11 protein-coding genes are annotated in these 14,438 nt (G+C 45.2%); 3 read left to right on the top strand and 8 right to left on the bottom strand.

Annotated features, from left to right (window positions below):
- The first annotated feature begins 109 nt into the window (after window positions 1-109).
- A complete protein-coding gene (locus tag E2R66_RS15735; RefSeq protein WP_133232394.1) occupies window positions 110-1,447 on the top strand; it encodes a flavin monoamine oxidase family protein in 1,338 nt (445 codons plus the stop codon).
- A gap of 191 nt (window positions 1,448-1,638) precedes the next feature.
- Here the strand turns inward: E2R66_RS15735 and E2R66_RS15730 are convergent, their stop codons facing one another.
- The 5 genes from E2R66_RS15730 to pyrR all read right to left on the bottom strand — a co-directional run bounded on the left by E2R66_RS15730 (window position 1,639) and on the right by pyrR (window position 5,279).
- Window positions 1,639-2,685 (bottom strand): endonuclease/exonuclease/phosphatase family protein, encoded by a 1,047-nt coding sequence (locus E2R66_RS15730; RefSeq protein WP_133232396.1) that lies wholly within the window; start codon window positions 2,683-2,685, stop codon window positions 1,639-1,641.
- A gap of 102 nt (window positions 2,686-2,787) precedes the next feature.
- Window positions 2,788-3,294 carry a hypothetical protein gene (locus E2R66_RS15725; protein ID WP_133232398.1) on the bottom strand — a complete coding sequence of 169 codons (507 nt, stop codon included), beginning with the start codon at window positions 3,292-3,294 and terminating at the stop codon, window positions 2,788-2,790.
- Between the two features lie 8 nt (window positions 3,295-3,302).
- On the bottom strand, window positions 3,303-4,226 hold the full coding sequence (locus E2R66_RS15720; protein ID WP_133232400.1) for an aspartate carbamoyltransferase catalytic subunit: 924 nt from the start codon (window positions 4,224-4,226) through the stop codon (window positions 3,303-3,305).
- Between the two features lie 65 nt (window positions 4,227-4,291).
- Window positions 4,292-4,657: a four helix bundle protein gene (locus E2R66_RS15715; RefSeq protein ID WP_133232402.1), complete on the bottom strand. Its 366-nt coding sequence runs from the start codon at window positions 4,655-4,657 to the stop codon at window positions 4,292-4,294.
- Between the two features lie 73 nt (window positions 4,658-4,730).
- Window positions 4,731-5,279: a bifunctional pyr operon transcriptional regulator/uracil phosphoribosyltransferase PyrR gene (gene pyrR / locus E2R66_RS15710; RefSeq protein ID WP_133232404.1), complete on the bottom strand. Its 549-nt coding sequence runs from the start codon at window positions 5,277-5,279 to the stop codon at window positions 4,731-4,733.
- 218 nt (window positions 5,280-5,497) lie between these two features.
- Here pyrR and E2R66_RS15705 point away from each other — a divergent pair, with 218 nt between their 5' ends.
- Window positions 5,498-7,123 carry an aminopeptidase P family protein gene (locus tag E2R66_RS15705; RefSeq protein ID WP_133232406.1) on the top strand — a complete coding sequence of 542 codons (1,626 nt, stop codon included), beginning with the start codon at window positions 5,498-5,500 and terminating at the stop codon, window positions 7,121-7,123.
- A 179-nt stretch (window positions 7,124-7,302) separates the two neighbouring features.
- Complete coding sequence (locus E2R66_RS15700; protein ID WP_133232408.1) at window positions 7,303-10,104, top strand: hypothetical protein; 2,802 nt, start codon at window positions 7,303-7,305, stop codon at window positions 10,102-10,104.
- Between the two features lie 20 nt (window positions 10,105-10,124).
- Here E2R66_RS15700 and E2R66_RS15695 read toward each other — a convergent pair whose 3' ends face one another.
- The 3 genes from E2R66_RS15695 to E2R66_RS15685 all read right to left on the bottom strand — a co-directional run bounded on the left by E2R66_RS15695 (window position 10,125) and on the right by E2R66_RS15685 (window position 14,176).
- On the bottom strand, window positions 10,125-10,949 hold the full coding sequence (locus E2R66_RS15695; protein WP_133232410.1) for an RNA 2'-phosphotransferase: 825 nt from the start codon (window positions 10,947-10,949) through the stop codon (window positions 10,125-10,127).
- 87 nt (window positions 10,950-11,036) lie between these two features.
- Entirely contained in the window at window positions 11,037-13,043 is a 2,007-nt protein-coding gene (gene rpsA / locus E2R66_RS15690; RefSeq protein WP_133232412.1) for a 30S ribosomal protein S1, read from the bottom strand.
- 464 nt (window positions 13,044-13,507) lie between these two features.
- On the bottom strand, window positions 13,508-14,176 hold the full coding sequence (locus tag E2R66_RS15685) for a hypothetical protein (RefSeq protein WP_133232414.1): 669 nt from the start codon (window positions 14,174-14,176) through the stop codon (window positions 13,508-13,510).
- Window positions 14,177-14,438: the final 262 nt, after the last annotated feature.

Here is a 14,438-nt window from a genome sequence, read left to right as displayed (position 1 = left end):
ACCTCAATCCACTCCAAAAGGAGAGGATTTTTTTATTTCTCCCCTTTACCTTGAATCGGCAGCGTTGTTCTTGCACAACAAATATATCATCTCTACCTTGCATTAATCTATGATGAAAAACACCGTATTGATTATTGGCGCCGGCGCAGCCGGGCTAATGGCCGCACACGCTTTAGCCAAGGCCGGCAAAAAAGTCACCGTACTTGAGGCCCGCAAACGCATTGGCGGTCGCATCCACACACTTAGCGATGAATCCTTTTTTAAACATACCGAACTTGGCGCCGAGTTTATCCACGGCGATTTACCCGTTACCCTCGCGCTGTTAAAAGAGGCTAACCTCCCCTACCGCCCGGCCAGTGCCGAGATGATGCGCTACGAAAACGGCAGCTTCGACGGCGGCCAGGGTATCATAGAAGATTGGGATCTGCTCATTGATAAACTAAGCCAACTGCAAACCGATATCAGTATAAACGATTTCCTATTGCAGGAGTTCCCCGGCGATAAATACCAGGACTTGCGCACCAGTGTGTGGAATTTTGTGAGCGGCTACGATACTGCCGACCCGTGCCTGGCCAGCGCCTTTGCGCTCCGCAACGAATGGGAACACGACGAGATGGATGCCCAGCACCGCATAGATGGCGGCTATGGCCGGCTCATGAATTATTTGGCAAGCAACTGCAAAGCCAATGGCGGAGAAATAATATTGAATGCCGTAGTAAAAGAAATCCGTTGGGAAGCGGGAAAGGTCACAGCCATCGCCACCGATGGAGACGAATATCAAGGCGCTCAGTTGTTGATTGCCATGCCACTTGGCGTACTGAAAGCTGCGGCGGGCGAGTTAGGCGCGATCAGCTTCTCACCTGCGATACCCGCACATAGCCAGGCCATGCAGCAGATGGGATTCGGCTCAGTTATCAAGATATTATTCGAGTTTACGGAACCGTTTTGGTTGGATAGCCGCAGCGAAGACATTGCGGGTAAGAGCATTAAGGAAATGGGCTACTTGTTTTCTGACGAGGAAATACCCACCTGGTGGACACAGATGCCCGAGCAATCGAACGTACTCACGGGCTGGATAGGCGGCCCGGCAGCAGCAGAAAAAGCAACGCTGCCTGATGAGGTAATCAGCCAACAGGCGCTGCAATCCCTGGCCAATATTTTTAAACAGGATGTGGCCGAACTGAAAGATAAGCTACTCGCCAGCCGCATCATGAACTGGACCACCGACCCATTCACCCGTGGTTCCTACGGCTACGATACCGTGGAAGCCCCCGAAGCCCGCAAAGTATTATGCACACCAGTGGACGACACCATCTATTTCTGCGGCGAATATTTGTACGATGGTACGGCAATGGGCACGGTAGAAGCCGCGCTAAGCAGTGGGGCGGATGTGGCGAAAAAGATGCTCAGTAATTATGACGAATCCTGGAGCACTTACCATTATTAACCTGGCTGCATCGACAGCTTCCAACGAGGCCTATAAGAATATCCCTGTATCCTTAGTCAATGACCATGTTATCCGCGCCAGCGTAATGACAGGGGCTTTCTTGAGCTTGCTGATATGGAGACCGTAAAAGTAGAGCGATAACGCAGCAAGCCGTTTTAACAATCTTGCTATTCTGTTAGTAATTACTTGTCTTAAACCGCCTCTTTCTTTTCGGCTGCAATCGCTATGTCCTCATCATCAGGCTCCATTGATTCCTGTTCTGCCGACGCTTTTTTCTCGTATTGCAAATGGATATAGATCGGAAAATGGTCCGAATCGAAATTTGATAACCGTTTTATCCCCTTCAGTTTAAAGTCGGTAGAAATAAAAGCATGATCTAAAGGGAACCTGATTACCGGGTAATGCGCATGGAATGAATTGTAAAATCCCCTGCCCCGGCGCGGATCTATCAAACCGCTCATTTTCAGGAATAATTCGGTGGTATAGCTCCAGGCCACATCGTTCAAATCGCCTATCACAATAACCGGCAAATGAGATGCTTTAGCCAAATCGGCAACCAGTAATAGCTCTTTATCGCGTTCGGTAGAGCGCGGATTTTCACCAGGTACCGGCGGTGTGGGGTGTACAGCAAACAACTTAATTTTAGTTCCACTTTCCAGCACTACTACTGTATGGATGGAGGGTATGCCATCCTGCACCAGATATTTTACTTCGGCATCTTCCAGTTTAAGTTTGGAGTATAGCAGCATCCCGTAGGTATTCTCCAGCGGCACCTTTACCTCGTAGGGATAAGCCTTGGCAAGCGCGGCAGTTTCGTTGTCCCAGCGTTTATCTGTCTCCAGCAACAACACTACATCGGGTTTGTATTTGCCAATCTCTTTAAGGCATCCTTTAAAATTGGTATTGTACTGAAAAACATTGGCAATCATGATGCAAATCGACTGCTCCGGAACATCCTGATGAGCCCTCAATACCTGCTTACGTCCTAAGGGCGTGAACGGAATAATCTGCGAAGACAGGTAGATGATATTGGCCAAAAGCAACACCAAAAATATGTAAAGCAAGACAGCACTGCCTTTAAAGAAAAACACGAACAAGGCTAAGCATATTACGGACAACCCCAATTTTTGCAGGCGTGGATAATCAAACACACGGAATATCCAATACTGGTGTTTGATGACAGAGAGCAGCGTAAACGTGAGCAATAAGACTGAAAAGGTAATAAGGAAGATGTTCATCGGAATGCCCTTGTGATATTCGAAAGTGTAAATATATAACTATAATAATTACAAGTCGTAAACTGAGCAAGCCTGATACCGGCACTGCAAAGAAGTAAATTATTAAGAAATAAGATGTTCAAATTGTGTAAGCCGCCTAAATCGTTTCTCGTTTTGTTTCCACAGATACCGGTAAAACAGCGAAGCAATTAACCCGCTAAAAAGGTAAGCACCGCCGGTTACGATAAACATATAAGAAGGTTGGGCAAAGAGTTTTTGTACGCCATAGATACCAATAGCCATCAAACATAAAAACACGGCAATTATGCCGCCCTGTATTACACCGCCATCAAACAAACAATAACTGATCTTTCCTTCGATACGGGTTTGTTCCCATTTTTTTACGAAACGAATATTCTCCGCATCTTCTTCAGTTAACCCTCTTGATTTGAGCCGGTTAATTTCAAAAAGCCTGGCATCAAAATGATAATAATCGCGCAGGTTTAACAATAAAAAATAAACAAATACACCTGCGCCAAAAAAATAGGAAAAAGCCGAAGCAACGATAATGGAAATCAAGAGCGTTTTGTGAGCGTAGCTCCAATATTTCGCCAATCGTTCCGTATTCATAACAAATTTTACGACCCCTGCCCTGCCAGCAAATAAAGCACCGCCATGCGGATGGCCACGCCGTTTTCTACTTGATCGAGGATAATAGATTGCTTGCTGTCGGCAACATCGCTGGTAATTTCCACGCCTCGGTTGATGGGGCCCGGGTGCATAATGGTGATCTCTTTATCCAGCGAATCGAGGATTTGTTTGTTCAAACCGTACAGCATGGTGTATTCGCGCTGTGAGGGGAAGTAGCGAATGTCTTGCCTTTCTAACTGGATGCGCAGCATATTGGCCACGTCGCACCAGTTGAGGGCCTTGATCAGGTTATGTTCCACTAATACACCTAATGAGCGGATATATTTCGGTATAAGTGTAGTTGGCCCGCAAACCATTACCTCGGCACCTAATTGCTTCAGGCAAAGAATATTGGATAGCGCCACGCGCGAATGCAAAATATCGCCAACGATGACCACCTTTTTACCCGCCACTTCGCCATAGCGTTCGCGGATGGAAAAAGCATCCAACAGGGCCTGGGTAGGGTGCTCATGCGCGCCATCGCCGGCGTTTACAATCTGGGCCTTCACATGTTTGGCCAAAAACACCCCTGCCCCTGCGTAAGGGTGGCGCATTACCACCATATCCACTTTCATGGCCAGGATGTTGTTCACGGTATCAACCAGCGTTTCGCCCTTGCTAACAGATGAGGAAGATGCCGAAAAATTCACCACATCTGCAGAAAGCCTTTTCTCTGCCAGTTCGAATGACAAACGCGTACGGGTGGAGTTCTCGAAAAATATATTGGCGATGGTTACATCGCGCAACGAAGGCACCTTTTTGATGGGCCGGTTAAGCACCGTTTTAAAATTGTCAGCAGTTTCAAATATCTTTTCGATATCCGAAAGGTTCAAATCTTTTATACCAAGTAGATGACGGGTGCTTAATGCCATAAATTTCTAAAATATCGAATAATGAATGCTGAATTCCGAATGATGAAGTGAAAAAAAAATCTACTCTATTTACCAATGTTTTTCTTGGCTGTATCTAAGCTTTTAACAAAAATCGCCACCAGCTGATTACATTCATCTTTCACAGGCATCACCTTATCCAAATCGTATAGTGCTTTTCTTTCTATTATTTTAAGTGAAATCAACGACTCTCTTAATTCTTTTAGGATGATTTTCATTTTGTGGATGAAATCATTCCGGGATTCTGCCGATTGTGCTTCGCCGTAATTTAGGGCCGGCGAGCAACCTGACCTTACCAATTGCCCTGCAATGTAATTACCGAGTCTTGTGGTGGGTAACTTCTCAACAACGTCAGCAACCATAACAGCAAAATCAATCAGCCTTTCCTCTAAATCGTATTTGCTATTAGCCATTTTTTTGTTCTTTCCTTCTCTTCAAACACTTCATTATTCGGAGTTCAAAATTCGGTATTCGATATTATTTCTTTTATTCCTTCGTTTCAGATACCAGCACAATCCTATCCTCGCCATCGGTTTCTTTCCAGCTTACCACAACCTTTTGCGATGCGATGCTGTCTACTTCTATACCCACATAATCCGGCGCAACGGGTATGTGGCGCGAGTACCTACGGTCAACCAGTGCCAGCAGCTCTACCTTTTCGGGGCGGCCAAAGGCTTGCATGGCATCCATGGCGGCGCGGATAGTGCGACCGGTCCACAGTACATCGTCCATCATAATCACCTTCTTGCCTTCGATGATAAAATCTATCTTGGTTTGATTGGGTACCAGCTGTGTTTCGCGCCTGCGGAAATCGTCGCGGTAAAAGGTTATGTCGAGATCGCCCTGCAGTATTTTGCTTCCGGGAAGTATTTTCCTGAGTTCTTCGGCTACGCGATAGGCTAAATAAATGCCCCGCGGCTGTATACCAATCAGTACCGAATCCGAAAAATCATTATGATTTTCGATTAACTGACGACATAAACGCTGTATAGTTATTTGAAATTTCTGACCGTCGAGCAGCGTTAGATTTTGCATCGTTTGGGTGGATTTAGGCAAAGATAAAAAATAAATTAATACGCCCCCTCTAAATGGCACAGCCTTCATGAACTCATCTAAAGAAAAAATGAAAAATGTGAATAATCTCCCCCAGAAGGGGAGACTTAAAAAAAAGCCCTCCCTTCCGGGGAGGGTTGGGTGGGGCTTTCGGATTTAATTTTTATCTTCAACCGTTATTTTTAATCTTTCACAATCAAATGAAACTGCTTTATAAAATTTCGCTGGTGACCGCGCTTACCTGCACTGCTATTGCACCTGCCTTTTCGCAAACCGAAGTTATCGAAAAGCTCCCTACCGATTACCTGAGCAAGGAGTTCCACGCCGGCAGGCGACAGGCCCTTCGCGATAAAATGCCCGCCAATTCTGTAGCGGTAATATTCGCCTTCCCCGAGCAGGTTTTCTCTAACGACGTAAACTACGTGTACCACCAAAACCCCGACCTTTATTACCTTAGCGGCTACAAAGAGCCGAACGCTATGCTGTTGGTATTTAAGGACATGCAGGGCAGCGGAAGCAATGCCTACAACGAGGTACTGTTTGTGCAGAAACGCGATGCCGCCCGTGAGCAATGGACAGGAAAACGATTAGGCGTGGAAGGCGCAAAAAACAAACTTGGTTTTAAGGATGCCTATAACAGTGCAGAATTTGCGGCTTTCGCTATCGACTTTAAAAAATTCGGTGCCATTTTATATGATGGTATCCCCGGAGATGTGGGCGCAGATATATCAAAAGGTAGCCTGAGCGATTTGGTAAGCACTTTCAAAAGCAAGGCCGGCATTAAGGATGCAGATAAAGGCTTACTTGCCGACCTTACCCTGATTGCCCAACGCGGCACGCCAAAAAATATCGACCGAATTTTAGCCTACCTAAAACCCAAATTAGATCAGGATGCTTATAAAAACAATACCCTGATACAGGCATTAGTGGCCAAACCCGATTCTGCAACCCTGGCCGATTTTAAAGCTAAAGTAGCAGCCGATATGGGCGGCACCGTACTTTACGATGATGCCTTAACCGAATTGCGCGGCGTAAAGACCCCGGAAGAACTGGCCCTGATCAAAAAAGCCGTGCAGATTAGCAGTATTGCACATGCCGAAGCCATGCGCGCCGTAACCCCCGCAATGGGCGAGCGTGAACTGGAAGGCATTATGCTGTACGTGCATAAGAAATACGGTGCCGAAGATGAAGGATACCCACCTATTGTGGGCGCAGGCGGTAACGGCTGTATTTTACACTACGAAGAAAACAACGCCACAGCCGTGCAAAACCAGCTGGTGCTGATGGATGTGGGCGCTGAATACCATGGTTACAGCGCCGACGTTACCCGTACCTTCCCGGCAAACGGCAAGTTTACAGTGGAGCAAAAAGCTATTTACCAAATTGTTTATGATGCGCAGGAAGCGGTGTTCGCGATGTGTAAAGCAGGCGTACCTTACGCGCAATTGGAGGTAAAAACCCGCGAGGTTCTTGCTGCCGGATTAATAAAACTGGGGCTGATAAAAACAGCCGCCGAAGTAGGCAAATACTATCCGCACGGCGTATCGCACCACATCGGGCTTGATGTGCATGATAAAGGCTCATATGGCGGTCCTCTTCTAGAAGGTATGGTAATTACCGTTGAGCCGGGCATTTACATCCCCGCAGGCAGCCCATGCGACCGCAAATGGTGGAACATAGGCGTACGCATAGAAGACGATATACAGATAGGCAAAGATAAAGGCATCAACCTATCAGCAGATGCGCCGCGCAGCTGGCAGGAGATAGAGAAGGTAGCACTACAGAAAAGCATCTTCGATGCGGCGAAATTCCCGGCTTTGAAGTAACAGCTGGATAATTTAAGCAAAGTACGCAAAGGAATTGCGCAACTACAAACCGCATAAGGGCACAGAGATTATACTTTGTGCCCTTTGTGTTTTTTAAACTGTCGGCTTTGAGGAAAAAAGTCAAGTATTGATTTTCAAATGCGATTGCCTATATTTACCTAAACCATCTGCCTAAGCCCATGCTAAAAACGGTTAATTTTCTTAATACAATTAAAGCCGCGTTTTGGGCCGTGTTTTGCCTGTGCACTATTTTCGGCAGCACGGCAGTTTTTGCACAGTCTGCTAAATCGACAGATACCACAGGCACGCTTAACCAGGTTGAAAAACTTTACCTCCAGTTAGACAGGCCGCATTACACCACCTTTGATACTATTTGGTTTAAGGCCAATTTATTTAACGCAGCAACCTATACGCCATCGCGCTTAAGCAGTAAAATATATATCGAACTCATTAACGATAGCAGTAAGGTGGTCAATCGCTTTACTATCCCCCTGGTATCGGGATTGGGGTTGGGCCATATCGCCCTTAACGAAGCCATAAGCGATGGACTTTACACCATACGCGCCTACAGCAACTGGATGCAGAATTTTGGCAGTGAGGTGTTTTTCAGCAAGCAATTTTATGTGGGCAAGCCAACTACCCAGGGCGGCTGGCTGGTAAACGAGCAGCATACCATTACACAAACCGCAAAAAGCAACGAGGTTAACCTCGCATTACAATTGAGCACCCTAGCCCGGGCCATTATTCCCTACCGGGATATTGAAATCAAGCTAACCGAGGGCAAGAAAACCTTATTCAAGAATAATTTCCTTACATCTGATGGCGGGAAAACCACGGCTAATTTCATCCTGCCGGCTAAAGCAGATACGCGTAAACTCGAACTTATCATTACCGATAAAACCACCAAAAACAGATACCATTTCCCTTTTTATCCCGGCGGCCCAATGCAAAGCATCGATTTGCAATTTATGCCCGAAGGCGGCCAGTTGGTTGCTGGGCTTGCATCGCGTGTGGCATTTAAAGCTATCGGCGAAGACGGTTTGGCTGTAGATATTAAAGGCACCATAGTTGATAGCCACGGCAGTGAAGTGAGTGCCTTTACCAGCAAGCATAAAGGCATGGGTGTTTTTATGCTGGTGCCGGTAGCAAATGAAACCTATTCAGCAAAATACCAGGTAAATGGAATTGCCCACACAGCCATGTTGCCATTGGTTGCACCTGTGGGCCTAACACTAAGGGTAGATAATTTGTCAATTCCCGATTCTATTTTAATCTCTGTAAGAGCAACGGCTGGCCTTGCGGCACAAAATAAGTTATACAAATTAATGGTGCAGTCGGCAACCGAAACATATGCTGCGGTACCGTTTAATCTTAATAAAGGGTATTGCAATATCCATTCGCCAAGGGACGGGCTAAGCTCGGGAATTATCAGCTTTACCATACTGGATGACGCAGGCATGCCATTATGCCAACGAAGGGTTTTTATCGATAATCACGACCGCCTTAACCTGGATGTTACCAGCAGCCAGCCGATACATCAGCCAAAAGACAGTGTCTCCATCACACTGAATTCCTGCGATACCCAGGGCGCTCCAATTATCGGCAGCTTCGCGGTTTCGGTAACGGATGATGCCTATATTAATAGTAAGGCTGGTACAGACAATATTATAAGCCATTTGCTGCTTACCTCGGAACTGAAAGGTTACGTGGAGGACGCGGCCTGGTACTTTACAGCTACCGATGACGGCAAAGCAGCGGCGATGGATAATTTAATGCTTGCCCAAGGTTGGGCGGCTTACGACTGGGTAAGTATGCTACCATCTACCAAACCGATTAAGTATTCAGCCGAGCCCGATAACAACCTTACAGGTAACCTACGCGCTTTGTTTAATAAACCCGCGAAAGATGCTAAACTCAATTTATTTTCGGTAAGCAAAAAACACGGCCTTGTTTTATACGACACTGTTAGCAACGCGCAAGGCGAATTCACCTTTCGCAACCTGCCTGTGTTTGATACCATAACATACACCCTAAGGGTTAACAACAAAAAAGATAAAGCATCTACTGCTGATATCCATTTAAACACGTTTACGTCCGCAAAAATTGAGGATAGCCCTATCCGCCCGATGCCCTGGTTTGTGCACCTTACCGATAGCCTGATGCTGGGCTACTTTAACCGCCCGCAACCCGAGCGTGTGCCCGGCATAGATATGAAAGAGGTAAAAGGAAAGCTATTGAAAGAAGTCCAGATAAAAGAACGAAAACCCAATGTAAGTGCGGGAGGGATGACGGGATCCCTGGTAAAAGAGATTACCGAAGTTGAACTGGTGGAGGCCGGCAAGATGAGTTTGTATGACCTATTATCGCGCAAATTAAAAGGTTTTGGCCTAGGTTTCCTTTACAAAGTAAGCTTATTCGGAAAACCTACCATGCACGACCAACCGGCTCTTGTGAAGGGCATGGATATGATATATGATATAATAGTAGATGGAATAGGCAGCAATGTGATGACCGTCGGCTCACCTTCCACGACAGACATCCCCATAGGCGACCCGCAAAGCATGATAGACCTGATGCGCTACCTAGGTGCAGATGACGTGAAGGATATTAAAATAGCCGACGGGATGAGGACATTCATTACCGTTACCACACGCAGCGGTAATAGCTATTTTACCCGCATATCACCCAATGTAGTGACTTACAGGCCAATTCCTTATTGCTTGCCGAGGCAATTTTACCGGCCCCGCTATACCGTAAACAGCACCACGCCGGTTGAACCACGACCAACCATCCATTGGGAGCCAAACTTAATCACCGATAAAGACGGCAAAGCTACGCTTTCCTTCTACGCAGCAGATAAGCCGGGGACATACACGGTTACCATTGAAGGGACGGATATGAATGGCAATTTTGGATATCAAACGAGTAAGGTAGTAATATCTAAACCTGCTAGGGCTGATAAAACTAATTTCGGCAAGTAGGAATATCCCGGCAAGAAAACTTAGAAATCGCGATAATCTTCCAAAAAGCCCGTCGCTAGCCAATCGTCCAAATTTTTATGATATGTGATAGACGGCAAGCGAGCATCACTTTCTATTCCCTTGCTCCACGTTAAATGCACTTCATAAATTTCCTGGCTCTGTTTATCAATGAACAAACAATCATCCCGGTCCACCCGCCGCATGATGGCCTTTAGGTTTTCGGTCTTCCCAAAAAGCAAGTGACCCTGTCCCACCTCCCGTTTTAGTTCGTTGACCAGTTCAGGCTCATCCGGGCTTGTGCTATACCAAGGGCCAAATTGTAAATACTTAGCGGGCACTTCGTTAATCAGCCAAACATTATCACTTGTTTGATAAAAGGTACATCCATCCTGGTGTAGCCCCTCTGCATCAACCTCCAGCACAAGGGCTTTGCCATGCCTTTGGCCCACGACTAAGGCGGCATCATATTGAGAAGATAGATGTACAAACTGACGGTTCATCGCCTTTAAGCCGCCATCTATTATAGCTTTCAAACTTTTTAATGCGGTACCGTGATAAAGAACACTGGGTGGTGTAGCAGTTTTTTCGATGGTAACTGGAATTGAATGTCCGTGGGTAGCTCTTATTTTTTTTTTAGATCCGTCAAACTCCCATCGTATTTTATCGAATGAAGTGCTTAAAATAAAAAGCTCATCGGTTGATACTACATGTCCTCTACGCGTTAAGGCATCCAGTAATTCACCTATTTCCACCCATCCTAACTCATCTATAGCTAAATTTCCGTCAGTTGGCTTATGTCGCAGCCAATAACTTGTCAACCTGCTTATTTCACTTTCCTTTTTCATTCTTAATTCGAAGATAGAATTTCTATTAACAAAAAAAGCCCTCCCGATTGCTCGGGAGGGCTCAATGTATTTAAACGTTCAGAAGGATTAAACTTCTTCGGTTTCTTCTGTTTCGGCAGCAGCTTCAGGTTCAGCTTTTTTAGCCGGTGCAGCAGCAGGGGCTTTTTTAGCCGCTTTGCTTTCTGCGCCTTCCATTTGCTCTTTTAACTGAGCCAATACGCTAAGATCACCTAAAGTTGATTTCTCTACAGATTCTTTCACTTTCTTCACCGCGTTGTTAGCAGATTTTGCTTCTTTCTTACGGTTTTCAAATTCCTGCACACGAGCGTCAGCACGAGCTTCTTCCCATATACGTGAGTGTGAAATAACGATACGTTTGTTCTCTTTGTTGAATTCGATGATCTTGAATTCAGCAGCTTCTTCCGCTTTTACAGGTTTGCCGTCTTCTTTTACCAAATGCTTGGTTGGGGCAAAGCCTTCAACACCGTAAGGTAAAGCTACGATAGCGCCTTTATCGGTTACTTTGATCACGGTACCTTCGTGTATCGAATCGATAGTGAAGATAGTTTCAAAAGTATCCCAAGGGTTTTCTTCCAGCTGTTTGTGGCCTAAGCTCAGTTTGCGGTTATCAATGTCAAGCTCTAATACAACCACGTTCAATTTTTCGCCAACCTTAGTAAATTCGTTAGGGTGGTTTACTTTTTTAGACCATGAAAGATCAGAGATGTGGATTAAACCGTCGATGCCGTCTTCCAGTTCAACAAACACACCAAAGTTGGTCATGTTTTTAACTGTAGCAACGTGAGTAGTACCAATTGCATACCTGGTACCGGCATTTTGCCAAGGATCAGGAGTTAATTGTTTGATACCTAAGCTCATTTTGCGGTCGTCGCGATCAAGGGTCAATACCTGAGCCTCAACTTCGTCGCCCACTTTCAGGAATTCCTGAGGGTTGCGCAGGTTTTGCGACCACGACATTTCTGAAACGTGGATCAAACCTTCAACACCCGGGATAATTTCCAGGAACGCGCCGTAATCAGCAACGGTAACAATCCTGCCTTTTACTTTAGAACCGATTACTAAATCGGTATCAAGCGATTGCCAAGGATGCGGTGTAAGTTGTTTCAAGCCTAAAGCGATACGTTTTTTCTCGTCATCGAAATCAAGCACAACAACGTTGATTTTTTGATCCAATGCCAATACTTCGCGTGGATGCTCTATGCGGCCCCATGATATATCGGTAATGTGCAGCAAGCCGTCTACGCCACCAAGGTCGATGAATACACCGAAATCGGTAATGTTTTTAACGGTACCTTCCAATACCTGGCCTTTTTCAAGCTTAGCAACAATTTCTGTTTTCTGGTTTTCCAAATCGTCTTCGATAAGCACTTTGTGCGATACCACAACGTTTTTAAACTCGTGGTTTATCTTAACAACTTTGAATTCCATTGTTTTGCCCACGTAAACATCATAATCCCTGATAGGTTTGATGTCGATTTGTGAACCTGGTAAAAAGGCTTCAACGCCCATTATGTCAACAATTAAACCACCTTTGGTACGGCTTTTTACAAAACCGGTGATGATTTCATCGTTATCCAGAGCCGAATTAATACGCTCCCATGATTTTTGTGTTTTAGCACGTTTGCGCGATAATACTAACTGACCGTTAGCATCTTCCTGCGACTCAACAAATACTTCAACCGTATCGCCGATCTTCAGATCAGGCGTATCACGGAATTCAGAAACAGATACCAAACCATCAGATTTGAAGCCGATGTTCAATACAACGTCTTTGCTGTTGATGTTTACAACAGTACCTGTGATAATTTCGCCTTTGGTGATAGAACTGAAAGTACCATCATACAATTTCTCTAATTTCTCACGGTCGCTATCGCTGTAGTTACCAAATTTTTTGTCATCTGCATCCCAGTCAAAATCCTCCAGAGGTGCAACTGCGATCTTTGATTTGATCTCTTCGATTGATATCGAATCAGCTTCTGATTCAATAGTTTCTTTTTCTGCCGAGGCCGATACTGTACCCAGTTCAGCTTCTTTAGCTTTTAATTCTTTTTCTGCTTCTTGTTTTTTTGCCATTAATAAATTTTACTCCTTTTTCCCAACACTCGTTTGGGACTGCAAAGGTACGGATATAAATTTTATAGATAAAAATATTTTTAGTGTTAAATATTGATTTTTAGGCGGTTTTTGTGGGGAATTAAGATGGAGGGGACGTGATACAGACAGTATTATAACGATGGCACCAATTTTCGGTAGATTTTGAGGGGGTTAGGAATCTGCAAGCGGAATTTCGAAACGAATCAGTTTGACAATCAAAGCCTTCTTGTTTGAGCGAGTTATTATTACAACCAAGATTTATGAGCATTAGGGCGTTACCTTCGGCCCGCGCTATTCGTTGCAACTCCTCATTCCGTACCGCTGATAGAAGCGGGGCTTCATTCCGGGGTTTCCACTACTATCGCTAACGCAGGAAATTTGTCTGAACCGTTGATTTTAATGATTAAATGATTGCGCTGAATAATCCATCTCGCGATCAAACTTCAACTACCTAACTTCTCTCCTATCTCCTCATAAATCTCCATAAAGCTGTCCAACAGCAAAAGGCGGTAAGACAATACAACCTCCGTCATTGCAGTTTCGTGCACTGGCGTAAATGGGTCGCGCCATACGCGCATGCAGATGCGTTTGAGGGCATAGGTAACTTGCTCAAGGTTGGCGTAGGAATGCAGATAGCGGCTTTTTTTAAACCCTTCGTAAAATTTCCCGAATACCTCCGTGTTCTTCATCCCTGCAAAAGCCAGGAACTCGTTGATGATGCCTAGGTCGCAACTATCTAAATGGTCGTAAAAATCGTCGACGCTGATTCTGTTTGTGGTGATGAGCAGGCTATCTAAGATGAGCTCCACCCCGATGTGCCCCAGGAAGAAGGGCTTTACCGGCGAACCTTCAATAGCCGGCCTGAGCAAGTTCTTCAAAGCATGCGAATGGTGCAGGAAAAATTCCGAGGAATGGAAGTATTTATCAACCAGCAAATGTTTGTTCCAGCCCGTGATAATGGAGTTTACTTTGGGGTTTGTGTGCGTTAGCTTTTCGGGATGCAGTACGATGGTTTTATCGGCATTCTTCAACAGATCGGGCAATACGGTACCAAGGGTAAAGTAGCAGTCCGTAGCATCGCGGTCGAAGTAATAATGCGACAAAAAATTCATAAGCAGGGGCTAAAATGTTGCGTCATCAGCAAGAAACGAAAAAAACGGCATATAAAAAAGCCTTAACGCAGATGTAATGGCAATATCACCCTGCGTTTACATCAAGAGTACGCGGAAGTTTTCTTAGATCCCCTCTTGAGAGCATAGCCGTCAACTTAAGGGTAAAAAAATGATTTTAGCGCAAGAATCGAGACACAAAAGTTGGGAAATTTACTACAATCTATTAGTAATGAGGTTTTTAATGAGGGCCTATTAAGGAAGT

The organism is Mucilaginibacter psychrotolerans, assembly GCF_004519315.1.
Classification (GTDB): Bacteria; Bacteroidota; Bacteroidia; order Sphingobacteriales; family Sphingobacteriaceae; genus Mucilaginibacter; species Mucilaginibacter psychrotolerans.
Note: the sequence above shows the minus strand (reverse complement) of the source record. Positions and strands in the feature narration are given on the sequence as shown.

Bases quoted from the DNA above. Each gene is read 5' to 3' on its own strand.
- E2R66_RS15735 (WP_133232394.1), top strand. From the start codon at position 110: ATGATGAAAAACACCGTATTGATTATTGGCGCCGGCGCAGCCGGGCTA.
- E2R66_RS15730 (WP_133232396.1), bottom strand. From the start codon at position 2,685: ATGAACATCTTCCTTATTACCTTTTCAGTCTTATTGCTCACGTTTACG.
- E2R66_RS15725 (WP_133232398.1), bottom strand. From the start codon at position 3,294: ATGAATACGGAACGATTGGCGAAATATTGGAGCTACGCTCACAAAACG.
- E2R66_RS15720 (WP_133232400.1), bottom strand. From the start codon at position 4,226: ATGGCATTAAGCACCCGTCATCTACTTGGTATAAAAGATTTGAACCTT.
- E2R66_RS15715 (WP_133232402.1), bottom strand. From the start codon at position 4,657: ATGGCTAATAGCAAATACGATTTAGAGGAAAGGCTGATTGATTTTGCT.
- pyrR (WP_133232404.1), bottom strand. From the start codon at position 5,279: ATGCAAAATCTAACGCTGCTCGACGGTCAGAAATTTCAAATAACTATA.
- E2R66_RS15705 (WP_133232406.1), top strand. From the start codon at position 5,498: ATGAAACTGCTTTATAAAATTTCGCTGGTGACCGCGCTTACCTGCACT.
- E2R66_RS15700 (WP_133232408.1), top strand. From the start codon at position 7,303: ATGCTAAAAACGGTTAATTTTCTTAATACAATTAAAGCCGCGTTTTGG.
- E2R66_RS15695 (WP_133232410.1), bottom strand. From the start codon at position 10,949: ATGAAAAAGGAAAGTGAAATAAGCAGGTTGACAAGTTATTGGCTGCGA.
- rpsA (WP_133232412.1), bottom strand. From the start codon at position 13,043: ATGGCAAAAAAACAAGAAGCAGAAAAAGAATTAAAAGCTAAAGAAGCT.
- E2R66_RS15685 (WP_133232414.1), bottom strand. From the start codon at position 14,176: ATGAATTTTTTGTCGCATTATTACTTCGACCGCGATGCTACGGACTGC.